Source organism: Ferrithrix thermotolerans DSM 19514 (assembly GCF_900128965.1).
Lineage (GTDB): Bacteria > Actinomycetota > Acidimicrobiia > Acidimicrobiales > Acidimicrobiaceae > Ferrithrix > Ferrithrix thermotolerans.
In genome coordinates this window covers 5545-28086 of the sequence record NZ_FQUL01000018.1, presented here as the reverse complement: position 1 = coordinate 28086, position 22542 = coordinate 5545, and the positions used below count along the sequence as shown (strand labels likewise).

Genomic DNA, 22542 nt, shown 5'->3' with positions numbered 1-22542 from the left:
GGGGAACGACTAGCGTCTTAGTGATGATTACAGGAGTGATAGAGGTATGCGGACTGGGTCCGGGACCTACAAGCCTTTTAGACCGTACACTTGTTGAATCTATAAACGCAGCAGACGTTATATTCGTACGTACAGTCAACCATCCAAGCGCGCCAGAGTTCATTGAATTGTGCAATGAAGCCGGTAAGGAGGCGGAGTCCTTTGACTTTCTCTACGAAGAAGCCGAGGAGTTTGAAGAACTCTACCACAGTATCTCCGACAGGCTTGTTCAAGAGGCTAGCAAAGGTAGCAGGGTACTATATGTCGTTCCAGGATCTCCAAGCGTGGGCGAATCTACAGTAAAGATGCTCCTGGCGCAACAAGACGCAAGAGTTATCCTCCGTCCAGCCCTTTCTTTTTTGGATTTGGCGTGGACTGAATTGAGGATGGATCCTATAGATGGAATCTCAATAGTCGACTGTTATGAGTTTCTAGCAGCACCTGGTGCTTACGGTTCCAACGTTTTGATAATGCAGTGTTACTCCCAGACCTTAGTCGATGACCTCTTGAATGTGGCCGAAGAGTTGGAGTGCGAGGTCATCATCCTTCATCATCTGGGTCTTGAAGACCAAGAGGTCATAGAGGTCGAGGAGTATTCGTGGCCCGTATCGGCCCAGCCAGATCATCTCACCTCCGTTATGCTCAAAGGCATCAAGAGTCCCGTAAGAGAGATCTTGGCTTTGTGGGAGACGGTCAAAACTCTGAGAGTCAGATGTCCCTGGGATGCGGAGCAGACTCACACCTCCCTGACGAGACACGTCATAGAAGAGGCTTACGAGGTTGTAGAGGCGATCGATGAACTCTCGGTCGGCGGATCGGATTTAGATGGGGCGATGGAGCACCTGCGAGAAGAGCTCGGTGACCTCCTTTTGCAGGTATTCTTCCATGCCAATCTAGCACGCGAGGCAGGTTGGTTCTCAGTCGAAGACGTGGCTGAAACTATTGACACCAAGCTACGCTACCGTCATCCCCATGTCTTCGGCGACGTAACGGTCGGCTCTGCGTCTGAGGTCGTGTCAAACTGGGAGAAACTCAAAAAAGTCGAAAAGGATCGCTCATCTGTACTTGAGGGCGTTTCAGCGTCCTTACCCTCGACGATAGAGGTACAGAAGATCTACAGGAAGTACAAAGGGTTGAACGGTGATCTGGAGTCTTTGCAAAGATTGACACCGTCGGGCGATTCCTCCACGGAACCAAATGACAAGTTTTACCTCGATGTACTAGCGGCTCTTGATAACAAGGTAGACATCGATGCTATATTGCGATTGGCTTCTCGAACGCTTAGGAGCGAGATCTTGAAGATCGAAGACACAAGCAAGGAATCCTAAGATTCCTTTCTCTGTGGAACCTGTGACCTTGAAGCGTGCTTAGCTTAGGACTCTGCTGAATACTCCTTCCCATCGTTGGTCTAACTGCGTTCTTGACCATGTTTTGGGCCTGTGGCTGCTGGGTCTTTGGTTTGGTCCTCTCTCTTTAGAGAAGGAAGGGAGAGGAGGTGGTATCAACTCGCTATCACCCATCTCCGATTTTCTCCAGTGAGGGTGTTTCGCAGGAGTAACTAGAGGTTCCAGACGGCGCTAAGAGGCCTATGGTCAATGGTGTTCTTGGCTAGTCCCCGGTATTGGAGCTTTGAACCATAGAGTTTGCGCTTCATCTGGGTGTGGATCCGGTCTACCTCTAGTCGAGTCGCTCTGTAGTCAGCTTAGGTCCCCTCAGCCCTCAAACGCTTGCGCTTAGCCTTGGCGTAGGAGTGATATGGATAAACGTTCATCACTCGTCGAAGTTCGGAACGAGTGCAGCGATTCTTGGAGGGGCAGGCACTCAAGTACTCGGTAAAGTAGGCTCTCCTGTTAGCTGAGATGGTTACGGTGTGCCCTACAGGAGAGGTGGCACTTTCAGGTGTCTCGGTGGTGGACTTGGTCACGGCGCGATCATAAAGGCTATAAACCCTGGGACCACCATACCAAGAGGATGTGGCTTGATCACTTCAGTGTGACCTTTATCTGCTAGGTGCTGAGAGGTCTATTGCTAAATGCCCACTATCCCGATAGTCGGGCACCGATTTACGCTATTGTACAAAGAACTCTTTGGCGAGGAATGCATCGGAGGCGTTACCCTTGGGCAGGGTGGCAGGGGTGATCATCTCGGTGTCGGTATCGATAGCGATATGGCCCTTGTGCTTGCTCTGGTGGTTCTTTCCTCATTTGTGGACATAGCGAGACTCAGAATCAACGGTGGAGACGACCCGATCCTTGACGAGACGGTAGGTGTCAATCTTCTCATCGACGAGATCAACGTCTCGACCAGCGACCACCCCAAGAAGACTAATAGCACCAAGTTGTTGGGTAGCACAAGAGGAGACGGTGCACTACTCTTGTCATCGCGAAAACACCCAAGCTCTCTAGTTTGCTCAATAAGTACGTTTGCATCATGAACTAACATGAATCGTTTATTATTTACCTGCTCTTGGTCGGAGTAGTCGGTATTGGGCTTTGTCCGTGTCTGGGCGATCTTATCGGAAAGAGGAACCGAAGAAAGCTCTCTGATGAGCTGTTAGACCCGCTTGATTTGGGCCACGATCTGGGTCATGGTGTGCTTTACGCAATGACGGCATCGACCAACGTCGTTGAGTCAGGAACCCACTTGGTATGGGTGTGAAGGATCGTAGTGTCATCTGTGATCTCATGGGAAAGATCAAGTATGAGGTTGGGAGTCGCTGAGTTACTGATGCGCTTCCTCCAGCAGGTAAGTGCCGAGGGGTGAAAGCCTTAGGTCATCGAGCTCAAGACCAATCGCAAGCTTGAACCGCAGATTATAGCGAACCTGATCAAGTGCCTCTCGATCATAGAGTCCGTACAAGGTCTGTAGGACCATGACTGAGGCGATGCGTGAGGCTGGGGCCTGTGGCCTCTTGGTGTTGCAGAGGGATTGATATGAGCTAACTTGGCATCGGCAAAGATCTCTCTGCGGCGCTCTGACTGGAGGTCATAGAGGAACCAGGCTCTAACAACGTTGAACCGAAGGCGCAGGTAGCAGTCATTTGACATCTCGTGTTTTGATTTAAATGTGAACGACTTCTCTTCGCAACCGGTGCGCTCACCCCTTGAACCCAAGCTGAGGTTTCCTAGAAATAGTGGACACTAAATTAGCTTGCTAAAGCCTGTATTGTAAATGGTAGTTCCAAGGTTACGGGTGCGAGGTATCCCATCTTCCAATAGCGGCGAGTGTTGTCGTAAATGTCTATGTATTCGGCGACCCATCGAAGAAGTCTTCGAGGCCTGAAAAGGCGTGACGGTAGAAGTACTCGTGCTTGAAGATTGACCAAAATGACTCCACAGTCGCGTGGTCATAGCACGAACCAGTCTTACCTATAGACCGTGCGGTATCATGGGAGAGACAGTATCCAGCTACTATGCTATTCAATCGGCTCTACTGCCAAGGGAATACCAATAGTGTAAGGAACCACTGCGCAAGGCTCCCTTGCTAATAACCCGACATCCATGGGCTATCTTTCGCTAGCAGATTCTTCATCGGGCACCTTTCGCCAAAGCAACGCTGCTCTCACTGACACAACTATGGCGATCGAAGTACTTATTTACCGAGAACATCAGATCAATATCGGGTACATCACAAAGGTCATACGAGGACTCAACGTGACCTTGAGGGTCGAAGGTAACACCCTGACTGCTGTCAAGGTTTCTGATGTGGTTGAACTTAGTGATGGAACGCAGTGGATCTTGACTGTGTATGAGCAGGCATCGTCTTTGATGCTTACTTCGATTCCCATGCAGAAGGAGCCTTTCTAGTAAGAGTTGTCATGTCTACACCCTTTCGCAATCCGTTGCTTTTCGATACGCTGCCTCCTAAATGGTGGTTCGAGCCACTTGCTCATGGGTTGCCGGATTATGAGATTGACAGGAACCTTCCCAAGTTTGGAAGACTCGGTCGTCTATCGGCAAATGATTGAACTAGTGAAGGCGGAACTCCTCTGAAGAGAATGTGACAAGGTATTAGGATGCTGGAAAGGCGTATGCCATCCTCAGTCTTCTGTTTCGATCGTTGACGTCAAGACGCTAGGGTGTGAGCCTTGCTGAGCTGATAGTGACTGAAGTTGGCTGCATGAAGTTGAAGTAACCTATAACGGGACACGCAAAGATGCGTAGATTGGAGTTGGCACGTGTCAGGCTTTGAAGTTGTGGATCTGCATGCCTTAGAGGTCTTGGACTCCCGTGGAAATCCGACGGTGAGGGTTAGCGTCGAACTTAGTGGTGGGGCAAGGGCTACTGCTACGGTACCCTCTGGTGCTTCAACAGGTAGGTTTGAAGCGACTGAGTTGAGGGACGGAGACAAGAGGTACGGAGGCAAAGGCGTTTGTAACGCAGTGAAGAACGTTAACTCTGAGATCCGTGAATTCATCGTTGGTAAGAGCGTATTGAATCAGCGAGATATCGACTACCAGCTGATCGACCTCGATGGTACAGAAAACAAGTGTCGCCTCGGTGCTAACTCAGTATTGGGAGTCTCTCTAGCGGTCGCACGGGCAGCTTCTTTGGCCCTAGGGCTACCCTTCTACCGATACCTAGGTGGCGTCTCGAGCTACATGTTGCCGGTCCCGATGCTCAATGTCATCAACGGAGGGGTTCATGCCGATAACAACCTGGATCTCCAGGAGTTCATGATCGTACCTCACGGGGCAAAGAACTTTGGTGAAGCCATCCGATGGGGTGCAGAGATATACCAGGAGTTAAAAGAGGTTCTAAAGGAGCGGTCGCTTTCCACTCTCGTAGGTGATGAAGGTGGCTTTGCCCCTGACCTAAACACTAATGAGGAGGCACTAGAGATCCTTACGACAGCAATCTCCCGAGCAGGTAGGAGGGTTGGTGAGGAAGTATCTCTAGCCTTGGATCCGGCCACTTCGGAGCTGTACAAGGACGGCACTTATTACCTCTCCGGAGAAGGTAGAGAGCTTTCCTCCAGTGACATGGTGTCCTACTGGGAGTCTTTGGTGGATAGGTACAACATCGTCTCGATTGAAGACGCTATGGCTGAAGACGACTGGGAGGGCTGGTCTCTTCTTACCGAGCGTTTGGGTGGTAGAATTCAGTTGGTGGGGGATGACCTTTTCGTCACAAACATACGAAGACTGCAAAAGGGAATCGAGTCTAAAGTAGCCAACTCTATCTTGATCAAGCTAAATCAAATAGGTACGCTCACAGAGACCATAGAAGCGGTCGAGATGGCAAACAGGGCTGGATATAGCGCAGTAATATCTCATCGGTCAGGTGAGACTGAGGACACATCAATAGCTGATTTAGCAGTAGCCTTAAATGCTGGACAGATAAAGACGGGTGCCCCAGCGCGCTCTGATAGAGTAGCTAAATACAACAGATTGCTGGAGATCGAGTTTGAGCTTGGAAACTCCGGACGCTACGGCGGGGGAAGGGGCTTATTAAGACATTGACGAGGAAACTTCGTAGAAGGTTAGCGTTTGTAGCAATAGGTGTCTTTTCCACAGGGATTTATTTGGGCTTCGTCTTTCCAACTACTCAGTTTATCGCCGAACGTCATCAGCTTTCGAGTGCTCAGAGGGAGCTAGCTGCACTTAATCGCTCGAATAGAGAGTTATCGACTACTGTTGCGAAGTATGAAGATCCTCGCTTTCTAGACAAGCTGGCTAGAGACGAGTTTGGCTTGGTAAAGCCCGGGGAGTTCTCTTATCAGATCATGCCTGGAAGTCCCCTGTATGTGCCACCGAGCGGAAAGCCTAACTCTCCAGCGCCGCTACCGGGAAACTAGAGCTGCTCGTTCCGGAGTCTAGTTCTGTTAGACGGCAGGTGACGTAACGTTAGCGATACGATAGTGTTAGGATCGTCTTGTAAGCGGGAGTCGCTCAAAACATCTAACCCCTTTAGGAAGGAACTCCATTGTCGATTCTTGGGAACAAGGTCCTTAGGTTAGAGGATCCAAAGTTACTTAGCGTAGGTGGGGAGTACGTCGCCGATCTGAAGCGAGAAGCGATGCTCTATGTCAGCTACGTAACATCGACCGTCGCTCATGCGAAAATCCTTGAGATTGATGTTACGGAGGCTCGGGAAATTAGTGGTGTTGTTGCGGTGTACACAGCAGACGATGTTGAACTAGCTCCTATGGCATCGATGTTTCGCGATAAGCCGGCTATGAACAGGCCTTTCCTGGCAAAAGATCGTGTACGGTTCGTCGGGGAACCAGTTGCAATGGTGGTTGCCACGTCATACGAAGTCGCTGCTGATGCAAAAGAGGCTATCTTTATCGACTATGAGCCTCTTCCCGTAGTGGTCGATCCAGAGCAAGCGTTCTCTGATGAAGTAGTGATCTACGACGAGGTCGGTTCAAATAAAGTTACTACTTTCGGAGAGATAACTGATGACTCGTTCTTCGACGGCTCCGATGTGATCGTGACTTTGAAGCTGAGAAACCAGCGTCTTGCGCCGGCGCCGCTTGAGGTAAGAGCTGCGATGGCCTACGTTGATCAAGACGGACGTCTGGTATTTTATGCATCCACCCAAACCCCTCATGCTGTGAAAGCGGAGCTATCTAGGTCGTTATCCCTTGATGCCACTCAGGTTCACGTGATTACTCCAGACGTGGGAGGGGGTTTCGGCGCAAAGGCTACTCAGTACCCCGAGGAGATACTCCTAGGATGGGCGGCTCTAAAACTGGAAAAGCCGGTGGCGTGGGTTGAAACTCGTAGCGAAAATATGCTCGGGCTTGGACATGGAAGGGCCCAGGTTCAAACTCTGACCCTTGGGGCGAAGTCAGATGGAACTATCGTAGCCTATAGAGCCGACGTTATCCAGGACTCCGGTGCGTATCCTAACGTTGGAGCGTTTCTGCCTATGCTTACCAAGACGATGGCTCCGGGTATCTACAAGATCCCAAAGGTTGAGTTCAGATCGACATCTGTCGTTACCAACACCACTCCGATCGTATCTTATAGGGGAGCTGGAAGACCGGAAGCTACCGAGGCAATTGAAAGAGCGCTCGACGTGCTTGCAAGGAGGCTGAATTTAGACCCTGTTGAGGTGCGTAAGGTGAACCTTATACCTGCGGATGAGTTTCCCTATAACACCCCCACTGGCGCCACCTACGATGTGGGAGATTATTTAGGTGCAGTTGAAAAGCTCATGGAACGCTCTGACTATGAATCTTTGCGCCGAGAGCAAGCAGAACGTATTCTGCACAACGCCACCAAAAGGCTTGGAATTGGAGTATCCACATATGTGGAGATAACTAATCCCTTCCCAAGCTCAGAGTTCGGTGGGGTCGAGCTCACCGAAGGAGGAGGGCTTCTCATTCGCTCCGGAACTTCGCCGCACGGCCAGGGACACCGAACGGCTTGGTCTATGGTGGCCTCAGAAATCTTTGGGATACCTCTTGAAAAGATCGAGGTGATTACCGGAGACACCGACGTAGTTCCCCATGGTGTCGGAACCTTCGGATCCAGATCGCTTCAGCTTGGTGGGGCTGCGGTGCATGAAGCTTCAGTCGCCGCCCTAAGCATGGCTAAAGAAGTTGCAGCCGAGATGTTAGAAGCAAGTCCATCGGACATCGTGGTCTCGGAGGACGGAAGCGGGCTAGCGGTAGCAGGCGTTCCGGCTTCTAAGGTGAGCTATGCTCAGATCTACGAAAAAGCATCTGAACTAGGCAGGAAGGTTGCTTTCGAGACAGACTTTAAAGCTGCGAACTCCACGTTCCCATTCGGTGCACACTTGGCCGTTGTTGAGGTGGATATAGAGACCGGCAAGGTTAAGCTTCTGCGGTTCGTAGCCGTTGATGATGCTGGTAAGATCGTGGCTCCGTTGCTTGCGGAAGGACAGGTGCACGGAGGTATAGCACAAGGCGTTGCTCAGGCGTTGTTTGAAGAGTTCTCCTATGACCCAGACGGGAATCCTCAGACGGGCAACTTAGCTGATTACACCTTTATCTCGGCTGCAGAGCTTCCGAGTTTTGAGGTTGTACATCAGGAGACTCCTACCTATTTAAATCCTTTGGGTGCTAAGGGTATCGGTGAGTCCGGGACCATTGGCTCTACTCCTGCTGTGCACAACGCAGTTTTGGATGCCTTGGCGCCTTTGGGAGTAGAACATATAGACATGCCACTTACTCCTATGAGAATCTGGCGAGCGATAGTCGACTCCCAGGGCTAAGGGAACGTCTGCCCTTAACACAACCTGGTCGGATCGACCCAAAAGCTCTCTTGTCGAAGGGCGGGTAGCGTCGAGGACTTGACGATTTCTTCTTCTAATTCTTTTAGTTCTTCACTTGTCGAAGGGCGGGTAGCGTCGAGGACTTGACGATAGCTCAGATGTCTTGAGACCCTGAAGTGCTCAAAGCAGCGCTGGAGAATGTAGTTGTTCATGTGTACTCAAAAGGGGGCAAGACCCCTAGAAAAAGTCCCAATTTAGACATCAAAGACGGCTAACCAATTCTGATTTTTCGAACCCAACCAAGCTGTAGGAGCTTCATTTGCCTTGGTGAGGAGGGAGTGTCGTGGTGATTGTTTGCTTGGAGAGGTAGGACTCAAGGTGACATCTACGTCTGCTTTGACCCTTTAGGGCCATCCTGCGCACATTAAGGCGGAGGTGTAGATCTGGTCTCTTGCTGCAGAGTTTCTAAGAATTGGCGTCTCCACCTCTACGAAGACTGTGTTCATGCATGGTAGGGCTTTGGTAAGGGCTGGGCAGGCGCTGCTGTTTCCCCGTATCTCTCTTAGATACGCCTGGTTCGAGATGTTTGTAGTGTCTGACCTGCCTGGTTGGAGTAGTTTCTACATAACTCACGTATTTTTTCTCAGGAAGCCAGGACGCAGATCTCGGGCACCTGGTTCATCTTCGACGCTGATGAGGTAGAGCCTGTGCGAAGCTATGACCATTAGTGGTAGAGGTGACGCTATCGTGCGAGGACGTTTCAATTTCGTTGAAAGCGGACCGATACTTTGATATCCTCTTACTGTCTTGTCCACTTAAGCACCAGCTAGGAGAGTGAAATGTCCAACAGACATGACTTAGTGCTACCCAACCTACCCCCTATGGTCAAAGAGAGCCGCCTTGATAGCGTCCACTTGGCGAGACGAAATCCTTTAGAGTTCAAGGACTTCAATGAATACCTATCTGTATATGCCCGCTCGATCAGTGACGTTGGCGAGTACTGGTTAGGTGTCGCTAACGAGCTTGACTGGACGACAAATTGGCCACCCAAGGTGAATTTGGAGGGGGACTTTCAACATGGGTTCAGGTTTTTTCCTGGTTCAGAGATGAACGTTAGTTATAACTGTATTGATCGGCATGCTCTCAAGGACCCCGAAAAAAGAGCGATCGTATGGATAGGAGAGGATGGAAGTGAGAGGGTATGGACTTATGCCGACCTCCTCACTGAAACTACCAAGTTTGCTAAGGCTCTATCTTCGCTTGGTGTGACCAAAGGAGATGTGGTTGCAATCTATCTCCCAAATCTTCTTGAGACATTCGCGGCTGTTCACGCCTGCTTTAGACTAGGAGCTATCTACAACATAATCTTTGCAGGATTTTCCGCAAGGGCGTTGGCGGACAGAGTGGCAGACACGGGTGCAAAAGTCGTTGTAACTGCTGACGAGGCGATTCGAAAAGGGAAATTACTTGCGTTAAAAAGCACGTTGGACTCGGTGCTTGGTGAGTTGGAGAGCGTTGAGAAGGTAGTCGTTGTCCGCAGAACCGGTAATGAAGCTGTGTCGATGCGAGAGGGTAGAGATCTCTACTGGGACGATCTTGTTTCACAGTTTGAACCGGGCTTTGATCCAGTGCCGGTCGAGGCTAACGATCCGGGATTCATAATTTATACCTCTGGCACCACGGCGAAGCCTAAGGGTTTAGTCCACAGCGGAGTCGGCTTTCTTGTGGGAACTTATCACAACGTAAAGATGTCTTTAGATCTCGGTCCCGACGACGTGTACTGGTGCACTGCTGACACTGGCTGGCTTACCTTTCCCATCTTTGAACTGGTTGGCGGATTGGCAAACGGTGCAACCATGGTGGCCTACGAAGGAGCGCTCGACTTTCCTGAGCCCGACCGGTTCTACAAAATAATTGAGCAGTATGCGATTAACAAGGTCTTCACTGCCCCTACCTTACTAAGGATGCTAGCCCGATACGGAGAGAGCTGGATCCAGGGTAAGGATCTGTCTAAATTACAGTTGGTAGCCTTGGTGGGTGAACCTCTTGACGCCAAGACGTGGCATTGGGTTCAATCGAAGATCGGTAGGGGATCCATGGAGATTAATAACACCTATGGACAGAGCGAGACTGGAAGTGCCTGGGCTTCTTCTGTTGTGGGCGTTACCCCAGCCAAGCCTGGGTCTTGTGGCGTTGCCTTGCCGGGTCACTCCTACGCAGTCGTTGATGATGATGGGAAGGCTGTAAGTCGAGGAACGGTCGGTTACCTGGTGATGGATAAGCCCTTTCCTGCTATGTGTCGGACGATCTGGAAAGATCACGGTCGATACCTAGCTCAGTACTTTTCTCGCTTTGGAGGGGACCACTATGACACTGCAGATGCGGCCCTTGTGGATCAAGACGGACATATCTGGGTTGTGGGGCGCGTCGATGGGGTCATAAACGTATCTGGACACAGGCTTTCAACCATGGAGATGGAGAGCGCTCTGCTTTCACTTCCTCAAGTTGGAGAAGCCGCAGTTGTTGGTGTGGAGGACAACACAAAAGGTCAGGTACCGGTGGGTTTCGTCACGCTGGCACAAGGAGTGTCCTCAGTTAGCGAACATGAGTTAGCGGAGCAGTTGGTGAAAGAGATTGGTCCGATCGCGCGACCTAAACGGATACACATACTCTCAGCGATGCCCCGAACAAGATCGGGAAAGATTGTTCGAAGGTTACTTAGAGAGATCGTTGTGGAAGGAGACTCAAGTGGAGACGTTACAGGATTAGAGGATCCTGAGGTTTTAGACAAGATCAAGTCGGAGCTCCAAGAGAGAGACTAGCTGGACTTAGATAAGCGTCGTAAGGTTTATACAACTATCGAACACGTCGTTACATTTTCGTTGAAATTGTGATAGTTTCACTTAGGCGGACGATTTTCGCATGACTAAAAGGAGAGATATACCGAGATGAAGGTCTCCATGAAAATAAACGGGGTTGAGTACGAAAGAGACGTCGAACCTCGCCGTCTACTGGTTCATTACATCAGGGAAGACGTAGGGCTGACAGGAACCAATGTTGGCTGCGACACGTCATCGTGTGGAGCGTGCACTGTCTTGATGGATGGTAAGTCGGTAAAGTCCTGTACCGTCTTGGCTGTTCAGGCAGAAGGCGCAGAGATCACTACTATAGAGGGGTTGGCAGAGCCCGACGGGACGCTACACCCGCTGCAGAGAGCCTTCCAGGAGTGCCATGGACTTCAGTGTGGGTACTGCACTCCAGGAATGGTAATGGCCTCTCTCTCTCTTATCAAGGAGAACCCTGGGCTAGACGAGAGGAAGGTTCGTGAGGGCCTTGAGGGCAACCTCTGTAGGTGCACCGGTTATCACAATATTGTAAAAGCGGTTCTTCAGGCCGCCGACGAGATGGGGGTTAAGGCGTGACTCAAGTAGCAGAGCAAGGGACGTCGGTGATAGGTAAGAAGGTTCTACGGCGTGAGGATCCAGCTTTGTTGGCTGGGGAGTCCAAGTTCGTTGCCGACCTTGATGTGCCAGGAGCCCTTAACATTTTTGTTCTCCGCTCCACAGCCGCTAACGCACGGATCAAAGCGATCGACACTACAGCAGCCAAGGAGTCAAAAGGCGTTGTCGCTGTATATGTGGCGGCAGATCTAGAGTCGGAGTGGGCAGGTCCGATGCCTTGTGCATGGCCGGTGACTGCAGATATGAAGAATCCACCTCACTACCCCTTGGCTAAAGACACCGTTCGATACGTGGGTGATGCTGTCGCCGTGGTGGTAGCTGAAGGAGCTGAGGAGGCAGCCGACGCAGCGGCTTTGATAGAGGTTACCTACGAGGAACTCCCTGCGGTCGTCGATCTGGAAGAGGCGGCTAAAGACACTCATTTAGTACATGAGTCTTTGGGAACAAACACGAGCTACGTATGGGAGCTGAACCCGAACCCAGAAGCCTTAGAGAGAGCATTTAGTTCTGCGAAGTACGTTGTTAGTGAGCGCTACATCCAACAGAGATTGATTCCCGCCGCCATGGAACCTAGAGGCGTGCTGGCGATTCCATCGCCCATTGGAGGGGACTACACACTCTACTCTGCTACCCAGGTACCGCACATCTTGAAGGTGATGGCAGCCCTCACTCTTGGGATTGCCGAGACGAAGCTACGTGTTATTGCTCCTTCCGTTGGTGGAGGATTCGGTTCGAAATTAAATGTTTACGCTGAGGAGCTGCTCTGCTTGGCGTTATCTCGGAGGCATCGTCGTCCGGTTAGATGGGTTGAAGAGCGCTCTGAGGGTGGACAGGCGACGATACACGGCCGGGGGCAGGTGCAGAATATAGAGCTCGCTGCGGACGAAAACGGCAAACTTCTCGGTGTTAGGGTAAGTCTCATTGCGGATATGGGCGCTTACCTGCAGCTGGTTACTCCTGGCGTTCCACTTTTAGGTGCTTTCCTGTATCACGGGGTATATCACGTCGAAAACTACGGCTTCAAAGCCGTCGGTGTCTTTACCAACAAAACACCTACCGATGCATACCGAGGGGCCGGACGTCCGGAGGCTACCTATGCGATAGAACGAGCCATGGATGCGCTAGCTCGAAAGGTTGGTGTGGATCCAGCAGAGATTCGCCGACGCAATCTAATTCAACCCGAACAGTTCCCTTACAACTCGCCGGCCGGACTCGTCTTCGACTCGGGAGACTACCCGGCGAACTTTAAGGTAGCTCTGGATCGTTTGGGTTACTCCAAGCTTCGAGAAGAACAGGCGCAACGCAGGGCATCTGGTTCTCGAAGACACCTTGGAATCGGGATATCGTTTTTCGTTGAGATGTGTGGTCTTGCTCCGTCTCGCGTTCTGGCCTCTTTGAACTACTCTGCTGGAGGGTGGGAGTCAGCCACGGTCAGGGTTCTTCCCACGTCGAAGGTCCAAGTAGTTACCGGTACTGCACCTCACGGACAAGGACATGAGACCTCTTGGGCCATGATCGTTGCAGACAAGCTCGGCGTACCCTTAGAGGACATTGAGGTTCTGCACTCTGACACTGCAATAGCGCCTCATGGTATGGACACCTATGGATCAAGATCGCTCTCTGTAGGTGGCACAGCCGTGCACCTAGCGACTGAACGTGTCTTGGACAAGGCGAGGAAGCTAGCCGCTCACCAGCTTGAGGTCTCGGAGGAAGATCTAGAGTACTCCTCCGGTGTCTTCAGTGTCAAAGGTGTTCCTGGGAAGGTCATGCCTCTCGCTGGTGTGGCGTTTGAAGCCTTTACGGCTCATAACCTGCCAGATGGTATGGAACCCAATTTGGAAGCCAGCGTTAGTTGGGATCCACCCAACTTTACTTTCCCTTATGGCACCCACCTAGCAGTAGTAGAGGTGGATGAAGAGACTGGGAAGGTAGAGCTTTTGAGGTATCTCTCGATCGACGACTGTGGGAACCAGATAAATCCGCTCATAGTTGAAGGTCAGATTCACGGAGGAATTGTTCAAGGCATTGCTCAGGCCCTTTACGAAGAGGCTGTCTACGACAGAGATGGTAACCTGCTCAATCCATCGTTGGCGGACTACCTAGTTCCATCTGCGGCTGAGATGCCAAGCTTCGAGTTGGGTCAGACGGTAACGCCAAGTCCCACGAATCCGCTTGGTGTAAAGGGTATCGGAGAGGCGGGAACCATAGCATCTACTCCAGCAATTATGAACGCCATAGTCGATGCTCTAAGCCACCTTGGAGTCACAAACATTGAGATGCCAGCGTCGCCGGAGCGAGTGTGGCGTGCTATCCAAGACGCTGTGGCATCTTAGTAAAACGTTTCGCTAACTAGAAAGGCATAGAGTTGTATCCATCTAAATTTGACTATGTGAGGGCGCTCAGTGTCGACGACGCCCTGGAGAAGATAGCCTCTGATGAAGAGGCGAAGTTCATAGCAGGCGGTCACTCCCTAGTGCCTCTGATGAAGTTCCGCCTTGCGACTCCATCGCTACTAGTGGATATCGGTGGACTGCATGATCTGTCATACATCAAAGACGAAGGGGATCATCTCGCTATCGGTGCGCTTACTAGACACACTGAAGTAGAACATTCACAACTTCTTCAAGCAGAGCTGCCGATGTTGTCCTACGTCGCATCTTTGGTGGGTGATCCTCAGGTTCGCCACAGGGGCACCATAGGAGGATCTGTTGCTCATGGAGACGGTGCGTCTGACCTTCCAGCGGCACTTCTTGCATTGGACGCTTCAATGATTGCAGTAGGCCCCTCAGGACGACGGGAGATTCCGGCCAAGGAGTTCTTCAAGGGATTTTTGGAGACAGCTTTGAGTCCAGACGAGCTCTTGGTGGAGATAAAGGTTCCTAAAGGAGTCTCTTCATGGTCGTACAAGAAGTTCAATCGGAGGGCACAGGACTGGGCAATTGTAGGCGTGGCAGCGGTAAAAAATGGCTCAACCAAGGTTGCCTTTGTCAACATGGGGTCGTCTCCGCTTCGCTCAACAGGTTGCGAGGATGCGTTGAGGTCTGGTGCAACGATCGAGGAAGCGGCCGAGAGAGCTGCTGAAGGTATTGAACCGCCCTCTGACTTGAATGCAAGTTCGGAGTTTAGGGTTCATTTGGCTAAGGTCTTGACCAGAAGGGCCTTAGAGGAACTCTCCTAAGTCGGACTATCGTCGGGACTGAGCCTCGGGAACTGTTACTCGAGGCTCAATCTTCTTTTTGCCCCGATACCGTGGAGATGGTTGTATGTTTTGACCTGAACGATGAGGACGTTTTAGCTGATGAATTACTTTGGGGTTAGCGGTCCTAAGGAACTCGTAGAAGTTCTAGATAGACAGGACTACGTAGCGGACGAAGGTCTAGCTACTGCACTTTACCTAGCAATTGCTCTTGAGCGTCCGCTGTTGTTAGAAGGCGACGCCGGCGTTGGAAAGACAGAGGTTGCAAAGGCTGTGTCTACTTGGCTGGGTGTTCCGCTGATCAGACTTCAGTGTTATGAAGGTATCGATGTATCACAGGCCGTTTACGAGTGGGATTACTCCAGACAGCTTCTGCATATCAGAACCAGAGAGCTTGTCCGAGGAGTAGAGTCAGATGAAAACCTCGAACAGCTTGAAGACGAGCTTTTTTCGGAGCGCTTTTTGGTGAGACGCCCTCTACTTAGGGCACTGGACAGTGAGAACTATACCGTCAAAGACTCAGAGTTGCTCCCGCCAGTTCTTCTAATAGACGAGATAGACCGGGCGGACGACGAATTTGAAGCTTACCTCTTGGAGATTTTGTCTGAGAACGCTGTGACGATACCGGAGTTGGGTAGGCTGACTTCTGAACGGGCTCCCATTACGATTCTTACCTCCAATAGAACTAGAGATGTGCATGACGCTTTGAAACGTCGCTGTCTATATCACTGGGTTGAGCATCCTTCTTTTGATAGAGAGCTTGAAATCATAAAGAGAAAAGCACCTGGGGTAAGTGAGGTGCTGGTATCCCAGGTAGCCACCATCACTCAGGAGGTCAGGCGACTTGGAGTGTATAAGCCTCCCGGCATCGCAGAGGCCATCGATTGGGCGCGATCGTTGTCCCTTCTAGGAAGTGACGAGATCGATGCAGAAGTGTTTGCCAAGACCCTAGGTGTTTTGGTGAAGTACAGAGAGGACGAGGCTCGCGTCAAGGACCTTGATCTCTCGAGCTTGATACGAACGGCGTTGGAGCGTGTAAAGTAAGGTGGCTACGCCTCTTGAGATTGCGCTTGGCTTCGCTAGCACGCTACGAGAGTCCGGACTAAGCGTCCCCGTTACATCATCGGTGCTGTTCTCTAAATCGCTATCCCTGCTAGATCTAGGAGACCTGGAGGAGGTGTATTGGGCGGCACGCTCGACCCTGTTGTTCAAGGTCGCTGATCTAGATAGATTCAATCGTGCGTTCGAGATGTACTTTGGGGTGGCACCTCACGCCTCAGCCTCTGCGGTTAAGAAAGAGTCGGTTACGATTTTGATCGAAGATGACGAAGAACCCACCGATGGCGGCGAAGCGTTAGAAGAAGGTGAAGAGGTAAAGACACTTCGTTTTTCATCTCGAGAGGTTCTGAGGCATAAGGACTTCGGAGAGATGGATGAGAAGGAGGCGAACGAGATTTTGGACCTCATACGAAAGATCAAGTTCTCGCCTCCGATGCGAAGATCGCTTCGGGAGAGACGGTCACCGGTAGGCCGAAGGCTTGATATGCGCAAGTCGATAGCCGAGATTATTAGACACGATGGCGAGACGATAACTATGGCTAGGAAATCCAAAGGCTTGCGTAAGCGAAAGTTGGTGATATTGTGTGATGTGTCAGGGTCAATGGAACCCTATTCCAGAGTTCTTATCCGCTTTGCTCAAGCCTCCTTATGGGGAGCCAGTGCTGAGGTGTTTACCATCGGCACCCGTCTAACCAGGATAACTAAGGAGCTTTATGGATCCGATCTCGAACTTGCAATGCAAAGGGCGGCGGATGCCGTCAAGGACTGGTCTGGGGGAACTCGCCTTGGAGAGTCTCTTGGGGTTTTCAATTCTTTATACGGAGTGCGGGGCCTAGCTCGGGGGTCGATCGTTGTGCTTTTGTCGGATGGATGGGATAGGGGAGATCCTGAAGTTATGGCGAAAGAGATGGAGAGGCTTGCAAGGGTTGCACACAGTGTCATCTGGGTGAATCCACTTAAGGCAACGCCAGGGTACCAACCTCTGACCAGAGGTATGTCCGCAGCTCTTCCTTATGTCGATGAGTTTTTGGACGGGCACTGTTTGGACTCGTTGGAGAAGTTAGTAGAGGTGATCAGTCATGCGGGAGATAATCGACACGGTCCTAAGTTGGCAGCGACAAGGTAAGAGGTTTGCTCTTGCCACCGTGGTAGGTACGGAGGGTTCTAGCCCTAGAGACATTGGTGCCACTATGGCGGTAAGTGAAGAGGCTGAGGTGGTTGGATCGGTCTCTGGCGGCTGTGTTGAGGGAGCTGTAGTTGTTGAGGCGCTTTCAGCTTTAGGTGCGGATGAAGTTCTGACGCGCTCTTTGGGTGTAGTGGCTTCTACGACGACCCCAATTAGCTGTGCGCGTACCTTAGAGTATGGATACTCCGACGATGAGGCCTTTGCTGTGGGACTCACCTGCGGTGGAACCTTGCACATCATGGTTCAGCCAAATCCACCTAACCACCTCGAAGAGGTAGCCAAGTTGCTCGACAACAAAACCCCGTTTGTCTTAGCGACGGTATTTGCGGCAGATGGGACGAGCCAGGACTCTGAGTACTTCTCAGAGATGAACCAAAAGGTTCGCCTGCCTGAGGTGGGAGCTCAGATGCTAGTCAGAGGCGATGGCACCTTGATAGGCAGTTTAGGCAATCCGGACCTTGATCGGGTGGTCTCTCGGGATGCGGCTGCCTTTTTGTCACTCGGAAAGAGCTCTAGACGACACTACGGGCGTCTGGGTCAGTCCAGAGCTCAAGAGGTAGGAGTACTTTACGACGTTTATGCGTCGCCGGCAAAGATGATCATATTTGGTGCAGTCGACTTCACAGCTGCTCTAGCCAGGGTTGCAAAAGTACTCGGATATGAGGTAACCGTGTGTGATGCGAGACCATTGTTTGCGACGAGTGAACGTTTTCCCTTTGCAGATGAGGTAGTCGTGAGCTGGCCAGATCGCTACCTAGAAAAGGTTGGCTCTGCGCTTTCACCGAGGGATGCGCTGTGTGTGTTAACTCACGATCCCAAGTTTGACGTTCCTGCTATCTGCGCGGCTGTTGAAACCGAAGTAGGTTACATAGGAGCCATGGGTTCTAGAAGAACCCACGATGAAAGGGTTAAGAGGCTCGTGGCAGCTGGAGTGAGCGAACATGAGATATCTTCAAGAGTGCACGGACCTATAGGGATAGACATCGGTGCCCGCACCCCCGAGGAGACAGCGATCTCAATCGTAGCAGAGATCATTGCGAACCGGGAAGGTAAAGCTGTTCCAAATCTTCAACGAAGTCAAGGACGCATTCACAAAGATCAATGAAGAGCGGAGACGAAACCGGCGTGGGGGTTCTCCTGGCGGCTGGGTCGGGCAGCCGCTTCAGGGGTGGACAACATAAACTTCTTAGTTCGATAGAAGGCACGCCTATTGTATCAAGGTCGATCTTGGCCCTTTACAGGTCGGAGAATCTGAAGTACAAGATCGTGGTTCAGGGATGCGTTGATCTGTCACCCTTTGTTCCAACGGGTATGAACCTACTCTATAACGACTGTTGGAGGGACGGTATGGGTACCTCTTTGCATTTGGGGGTGTCATTTGCACGAGAGGTAGACGCAGACTTTATTGTAGTGGGGTTGGGAGACCAGCCCTTTGTGACTAGTTCTTGTTGGAGTCTGCTTGCGGCACAGAGAGGATCTCAACTCGCTATGGCCTGCTACAACGGAATGCGTCGCAACCCAGTGCGGATAGGCCGAGAGTTATTTGATGAGCTACCAAGGACAGGGGATGAAGGCGCGCGTAACTTGCTTAGGGTAATGCAGGATATGGTGGAGTGTATTGAGTGCGAGGGATCGCACTACGACATCGACACGGTGGAGGACTTAAAGCGATGGAGATAAATAATGAGTTTACGGTTTCCGTTCCGCTCGAGCAAGCGTGGCGGACGCTAACCGACCTGGAAAAGATCGCTCCCTGCATGCCAGGTGCAAAGCTAGAGGAGGTGTCGGGGGAGGACTATGTCGGTTCTGTAAAAATCAAGGTCGGTCCCATAACCTCCACCTACAGGGGAAAGCTAAGGTTTGCGGAAAAAGACGACACGGCGCATCGTGCAGTGCTGCGTGCAGAGGGACGCGATACCAAGGGCCAGGGTAATGCGACAGCTGATATTACCGCCGAACTTACCGAGGTAGACGGCAAGACGGTGTGTAAAATCCACCTTAACCTCACCATCTCTGGAAGGGTTGCACAGTTTGGACGAGGAGTGCTTGCCGATGTAAGTCAGAAACTGGTCGAACAGTTCGTCGAGAACCTTGAGGAAGAGGTTCTTGGGGTGAAAGGTGGAAGCTCTGATGCTCTAGGTGATAGGACGGAAGAGCTCAAACTACCTGAAGGCGCAACTGGAGAGAGTTTGACTGAGGTAAAGGATTCAAATCTAGCCGATGAAACGACCGTCCGTAGTGTAAATAAGGTTATGGCCGAGCGGCACGAGAGAAAGGAAGGGAAGGAGTTAAACGCACTTTCGCTGGTTGCAAAACCAGTCGCAAAAAGACTTCTTCCGGTATTTGCGGTCGCAGTCGTACTGGGAGTACTCCTTAGGAGGAGGAAGAGGAAGTAGAGTCTCCATGGATTTTGAGATTCCAGCAGCTTTTGTATCGAGTGAACGTGAGGGTTCCGAGGTTGGGGAACTGATTGGCAGAGCCCCAACCATTCCTTTCAGGGTGGCACTTCGTAGTGAAAAAGGTAGAGCCCTAGTCATAGAATCTTTCCCTATACGCCCCAGCGGATATCCAAACCCGGACTGGTTTTGGCTGGTTGACAGAGATCTGATAAGGGCTGTAGGTCGGCTCGAATCCCAAGGTGGTGTATCTGAGGCGGAGCGTGTATTTAGCAGTGTTCTTCCTTCGATCCACAATGCCTATCGAGCGGGACGAAACTCCCTAGTAGCACACTACGGAGATCGTTATCTGGCTGCAGGAGGGGTTGGAGGGGCGAAAAACGGAGTTAAGTGCCTTCATTCTCATCTCGCTTACTACTTGGTTGGTGGCTTTAATCCTGTTGGGGAGTGGGTAGCCAAGAAAATCTCTCTGAACCCCTAAGCTCCTTAATCGGAAGTCTTTCCCTATCGGGGGAACTACCGCCATAGCGCTGTTGGTAGGTTATAGTATTTGTTAGTTACCCGCCCGGGTGGCGGAATGGTAGACGCAGGGGGCTTAAACCCCCCGGGCCGCAAGGCCATGCGGGTTCGAGTCCCGCCTCGGGTACTGGTGAAGATTTGGGGGCAAGGTGAACTTCAACGATCTTTCGATCGAGGATGGTTTTGACTTTGCACTAGCCTTTGGCAAGATATCTAAAGACGGATTAGTGTCGATCGATTTCTCGTCGCAAGGCGGATTCAAAGCTCCTTTCGCTTCTGTCACCAAGCTTGTTACCGCCTTGGCTCTCTTGGTGGCGGTAGATGATGAAAGCGTCTCACCTGAAGATGAAGTGCTACAGGGCAAATGCGTTACTGTGGCTTCGCTTCTATCTCACTCTTCCGGTATTGCACCTGACGGTGTTCCGTCGCTTACAGCTGAAGATCATTCCTTCATCTCACCCGTAGGAAGACGGCGGATATATTCCAACTTGGGGTATGAGATCCTCGCTCTCCATCTCGAACAGGTGACCTCTATGAGGTTCCAAGACTATGTGATGGATGCAGTTATCGTCCCTGCAGGAATGAAGGGTACTAACTTTTCTTCGGAGCACTTTGTGAACGGTGGCAACGGAGCGGCGACAGGGTTGGTTGGGACTGTGGATGACCTTGTTATGCTGGTCGAGGCGATGACGGGGCCCAAACTTCTCTCTTATCGTTCACTTTCACTGCTCTCAACTCCCTACATCCCCGGAATTTCAGGAGTGCTGCCTGGATTTGGGCTAATGAAGGATAATCAGTGGGGATTGGGAGCTGAGATAAGGGACTCCAAGAGTCCGCACTGGAGTGGAGTATCCAATTCAAGATACACTTACGGGCACTTTGGCCGGTCAGGGTCGTTAGTCTGGGTGGATCCTGAGATAGAGCGCTTTATGGTCTTTTTGTCGAGCAGAGATTTTGGCTCGTGGTCTAAAGAGCTGTGGCCTAAGCTAAGTGAGTACGTAGCTCAGCTATCGTAGCGTCTCTATATTTCCAGTGGCCTCCATAAGAAGGCTCCCAAGAAACAATAGGCTCCAGATGTCTCTACATGGGCGAGAAGATCTTGACGGTGTGCTTGATTTATTTGGTAATCCCTCTGGTGGGTTCCCCTATAGGGCACCGTGGTCATAGTCCGCCTCTTATGTGAATCGATCTCCTTACTTTATCTTGTCGGTAATATCCCAATTCTACGCCTAATCTCCCGAGCAATAGTACCCTAAATTAGATAGTCTGTCGGGGATGCGTCTTACTGTTCGGATCACTTTCCTGAAATAGTGATAGGGGCTCTGGCGGTCCACTGAGTTCAAAGACTCTGTGTTTTAGAGAGGTTTGGCACCGAGAGTTGCTCGGTCATTACTCCTTTGGTAAAGGCAACCCTGTTTTGGTAAGGGTTCCAAGGTGGGCAGGCAGGGTGCCAAAGCTGTAGATCGTCTCACCATCGGCCCTTCTTTGGTGCTGCCATTGGCGAGAACGGCTAAAGGGCGAGAGGCGGGGGCAATGGGATCGTCACGCTTTGCAGGAGCCTCACAACCAAGGAGGAGTAGGACAAGGGTATGTAGTAATTTCGTGATCTCAGCGTCGGTGTTGTCCTTTCGCCGTTTGAGGATCAATCGCTGGGTCGACGGTAGCTAACCGGTGACTGTACACACTCTTCTCCTTTGATGCGCCGAACCGATTGAGCAACAACCAAGGCGCCGCTTACCTCGACGGATTGGGGCTAGAACTTTCTAAGTTGCTAACTGCTACATCATGGCCATGTCTAGGCTGAGTTCAGCCACCATGATCTCGAGCTTGCGATTTTCCATCTCGAGCTCTTTGAGCTTCTTGGCATCTGTTGCTTTCACTTCCCCGTAGGTGTTCTTCCATCTATGCCAAGTGGTCTTTATCACCACTAGGTGACGAGCAACCTCGGTAACAGTTTTACCTTCGTTCAACATCTTGTCGCCCTCGGCAAGCTTTCTAGTCACCTGTTCTGGGGTGTGTCGCTTGGATTTCATGATGTTTTCCTCCATATCTACTTCGGAGGCAAAACTCACATATCGGGTGGATTAGTTTTTGGGGGGCTCCTCAGTAGCGCTGTCGACTTTTAGAGACGCCCATCGCCAGTTACGGGCTTACATAGGAGGAGTCACCCTAGGTCTCAATATCAGTGTGTACGCAGATTGAACAATAAGTTAATGAGGGCGAGAAGGCTGAGATGTTGAGATGGCTACGTACGATGAAACCGTGGAGAACAGAACAACCCAAGAGGTGACGGTCCCACCCAAAGCAACAAGACGGGTACTCTCTCCGAGCTACAAGGCGAGGATCCTAAAGGAGTATGACTCTTGTCCCCAGGGACAAAAAGGTGAGCTGTTGCGGCGTGAGGGACTATTCTCCTCCCAGATCACCTAAGTGGAGACGGGTGATTGACCAACAAAGTGCAAAGGCACTCTCGCGAAAACGTGGACCAAAGACCAATCCA

Annotated in this window: 20 protein-coding genes, 1 tRNA gene and 2 pseudogenes; 19 read left to right on the top strand and 4 right to left on the bottom strand. The window is 51.3% G+C overall.

The window, feature by feature from the left end:
- Positions 1 to 23: 23 nt before the first annotated feature.
- Positions 24 to 1367: a MazG nucleotide pyrophosphohydrolase domain-containing protein gene (locus tag BUA24_RS06990; protein ID WP_072790467.1), complete on the top strand. Its 1344-nt coding sequence runs from the start codon at positions 24 to 26 to the stop codon at positions 1365 to 1367.
- A gap of 230 nt (positions 1368 to 1597) precedes the next feature.
- Here BUA24_RS06990 and BUA24_RS13565 read toward each other — a convergent pair.
- A pseudogene (locus tag BUA24_RS13565) lies at positions 1598 to 1726 on the bottom strand (hypothetical protein); the annotation flags it as partial.
- Between the two features lie 15 nt (positions 1727 to 1741).
- Entirely contained in the window at positions 1742 to 1963 is a 222-nt protein-coding gene (locus tag BUA24_RS06985) for a hypothetical protein (RefSeq protein WP_072790464.1), read from the bottom strand.
- A gap of 108 nt (positions 1964 to 2071) precedes the next feature.
- Between BUA24_RS06985 and BUA24_RS06980 the strand changes: the two genes are divergently transcribed.
- Both BUA24_RS06980 and BUA24_RS12180 read left to right on the top strand, forming a co-directional pair.
- Complete coding sequence (locus BUA24_RS06980) at positions 2072 to 2473, top strand: hypothetical protein (protein ID WP_072790461.1); 402 nt, start codon at positions 2072 to 2074, stop codon at positions 2471 to 2473.
- Positions 2474 to 2505: 32 nt separating this feature from the next.
- Positions 2506 to 2697 carry a hypothetical protein gene (locus tag BUA24_RS12180; protein WP_143146443.1) on the top strand — a complete coding sequence of 64 codons (192 nt, stop codon included), beginning with the start codon at positions 2506 to 2508 and terminating at the stop codon, positions 2695 to 2697.
- A 63-nt stretch (positions 2698 to 2760) separates the two neighbouring features.
- Here BUA24_RS12180 and BUA24_RS13395 read toward each other — a convergent pair.
- Positions 2761 to 2955, bottom strand: a pseudogene (locus BUA24_RS13395) (transposase); the annotation flags it as partial.
- A gap of 584 nt (positions 2956 to 3539) precedes the next feature.
- Here BUA24_RS13395 and BUA24_RS06970 point away from each other — a divergent pair.
- From BUA24_RS06970 to BUA24_RS06895, 16 genes are all read left to right on the top strand, one after another.
- Complete coding sequence (locus BUA24_RS06970) at positions 3540 to 3845, top strand: hypothetical protein (protein ID WP_072790459.1); 306 nt, start codon at positions 3540 to 3542, stop codon at positions 3843 to 3845.
- A 371-nt stretch (positions 3846 to 4216) separates the two neighbouring features.
- Positions 4217 to 5500, top strand: coding sequence for a phosphopyruvate hydratase (eno, locus tag BUA24_RS06965; protein ID WP_072790456.1), 1284 nt, complete (start codon positions 4217 to 4219; stop codon positions 5498 to 5500).
- On the top strand, positions 5497 to 5835 hold the full coding sequence (locus tag BUA24_RS06960; protein WP_072790453.1) for an FtsB family cell division protein: 339 nt from the start codon (positions 5497 to 5499) through the stop codon (positions 5833 to 5835). Before eno ends, BUA24_RS06960 begins: the two co-directional genes overlap by 4 nt.
- 128 nt (positions 5836 to 5963) lie before the next feature.
- Complete coding sequence (locus BUA24_RS06955; RefSeq protein ID WP_072790450.1) at positions 5964 to 8225, top strand: xanthine dehydrogenase family protein molybdopterin-binding subunit; 2262 nt, start codon at positions 5964 to 5966, stop codon at positions 8223 to 8225.
- An 839-nt stretch (positions 8226 to 9064) separates the two neighbouring features.
- On the top strand, positions 9065 to 11047 hold the full coding sequence (locus tag BUA24_RS06950) for an acetate--CoA ligase (protein ID WP_072790447.1): 1983 nt from the start codon (positions 9065 to 9067) through the stop codon (positions 11045 to 11047).
- A 126-nt stretch (positions 11048 to 11173) separates the two neighbouring features.
- A complete protein-coding gene (locus BUA24_RS06945; protein WP_072790445.1) occupies positions 11174 to 11647 on the top strand; it encodes a (2Fe-2S)-binding protein in 474 nt (157 codons plus the stop codon).
- Positions 11644 to 14019, top strand: a complete 2376-nt coding sequence (locus tag BUA24_RS06940) for a xanthine dehydrogenase family protein molybdopterin-binding subunit (protein WP_072790442.1) — start codon at positions 11644 to 11646, stop codon at positions 14017 to 14019. Before BUA24_RS06945 ends, BUA24_RS06940 begins: the two co-directional genes overlap by 4 nt.
- 32 nt (positions 14020 to 14051) lie before the next feature.
- On the top strand, positions 14052 to 14864 hold the full coding sequence (locus BUA24_RS06935; protein WP_072790439.1) for an FAD binding domain-containing protein: 813 nt from the start codon (positions 14052 to 14054) through the stop codon (positions 14862 to 14864).
- 120 nt (positions 14865 to 14984) lie between these two features.
- Positions 14985 to 15926 carry an AAA family ATPase gene (locus BUA24_RS06930; protein ID WP_072790436.1) on the top strand — a complete coding sequence of 314 codons (942 nt, stop codon included), beginning with the start codon at positions 14985 to 14987 and terminating at the stop codon, positions 15924 to 15926.
- Between the two features lies 1 nt (position 15927).
- Complete coding sequence (locus BUA24_RS06925; RefSeq protein WP_072790434.1) at positions 15928 to 17067, top strand: vWA domain-containing protein; 1140 nt, start codon at positions 15928 to 15930, stop codon at positions 17065 to 17067.
- Positions 17021 to 18232, top strand: a complete 1212-nt coding sequence (locus BUA24_RS06920; protein ID WP_072790432.1) for an XdhC family protein — start codon at positions 17021 to 17023, stop codon at positions 18230 to 18232. The genes BUA24_RS06925 and BUA24_RS06920 overlap by 47 nt, the downstream gene beginning before the upstream one ends.
- The gene (locus tag BUA24_RS06915; protein WP_072790429.1) at positions 18229 to 18807 is read left to right on the top strand and encodes a nucleotidyltransferase family protein; all 579 of its coding nucleotides are present in this window, start codon (positions 18229 to 18231) and stop codon (positions 18805 to 18807) included. The genes BUA24_RS06920 and BUA24_RS06915 overlap by 4 nt, the downstream gene beginning before the upstream one ends.
- The gene (locus BUA24_RS06910) at positions 18798 to 19523 is read left to right on the top strand and encodes an SRPBCC family protein (RefSeq protein WP_072790427.1); all 726 of its coding nucleotides are present in this window, start codon (positions 18798 to 18800) and stop codon (positions 19521 to 19523) included. Before BUA24_RS06915 ends, BUA24_RS06910 begins: the two co-directional genes overlap by 10 nt.
- 7 nt (positions 19524 to 19530) lie before the next feature.
- A complete protein-coding gene (locus tag BUA24_RS06905; protein ID WP_072790424.1) occupies positions 19531 to 20004 on the top strand; it encodes a DUF501 domain-containing protein in 474 nt (157 codons plus the stop codon).
- Positions 20005 to 20086: 82 nt separating this feature from the next.
- Positions 20087 to 20169: transfer RNA gene (locus BUA24_RS06900), tRNA-Leu, on the top strand.
- A 22-nt stretch (positions 20170 to 20191) separates the two neighbouring features.
- The gene (locus tag BUA24_RS06895; RefSeq protein ID WP_084660285.1) at positions 20192 to 21058 is read left to right on the top strand and encodes a serine hydrolase domain-containing protein; all 867 of its coding nucleotides are present in this window, start codon (positions 20192 to 20194) and stop codon (positions 21056 to 21058) included.
- 762 nt (positions 21059 to 21820) lie between these two features.
- Here BUA24_RS06895 and BUA24_RS06890 read toward each other — a convergent pair.
- Positions 21821 to 22075, bottom strand: a complete 255-nt coding sequence (locus BUA24_RS06890) for a transposase (protein WP_178138742.1) — start codon at positions 22073 to 22075, stop codon at positions 21821 to 21823.
- Positions 22076 to 22542 lie beyond the last annotated feature (467 nt).

What these genes read in the sequence shown, in the direction of transcription:
- BUA24_RS06890 (WP_178138742.1), bottom strand. Translation starts at nt 22,075, where the DNA reads ATGAAATCCAAGCGACACACCCCAGAACAGGTGACTAGAAAGCTTGCC.
- BUA24_RS06915 (WP_072790429.1), top strand. Translation starts at nt 18,229, where the DNA reads ATGAAGAGCGGAGACGAAACCGGCGTGGGGGTTCTCCTGGCGGCTGGG.
- BUA24_RS06920 (WP_072790432.1), top strand. Translation starts at nt 17,021, where the DNA reads ATGCGGGAGATAATCGACACGGTCCTAAGTTGGCAGCGACAAGGTAAG.
- BUA24_RS06910 (WP_072790427.1), top strand. Translation starts at nt 18,798, where the DNA reads ATGGAGATAAATAATGAGTTTACGGTTTCCGTTCCGCTCGAGCAAGCG.
- BUA24_RS06930 (WP_072790436.1), top strand. Translation starts at nt 14,985, where the DNA reads ATGAATTACTTTGGGGTTAGCGGTCCTAAGGAACTCGTAGAAGTTCTA.
- BUA24_RS06950 (WP_072790447.1), top strand. Translation starts at nt 9,065, where the DNA reads ATGTCCAACAGACATGACTTAGTGCTACCCAACCTACCCCCTATGGTC.
- BUA24_RS06970 (WP_072790459.1), top strand. Translation starts at nt 3,540, where the DNA reads ATGGGCTATCTTTCGCTAGCAGATTCTTCATCGGGCACCTTTCGCCAA.
- BUA24_RS06905 (WP_072790424.1), top strand. Translation starts at nt 19,531, where the DNA reads ATGGATTTTGAGATTCCAGCAGCTTTTGTATCGAGTGAACGTGAGGGT.
- BUA24_RS06990 (WP_072790467.1), top strand. Translation starts at nt 24, where the DNA reads ATGATTACAGGAGTGATAGAGGTATGCGGACTGGGTCCGGGACCTACA.
- BUA24_RS06980 (WP_072790461.1), top strand. Translation starts at nt 2,072, where the DNA reads ATGCCCACTATCCCGATAGTCGGGCACCGATTTACGCTATTGTACAAA.
- BUA24_RS06945 (WP_072790445.1), top strand. Translation starts at nt 11,174, where the DNA reads ATGAAGGTCTCCATGAAAATAAACGGGGTTGAGTACGAAAGAGACGTC.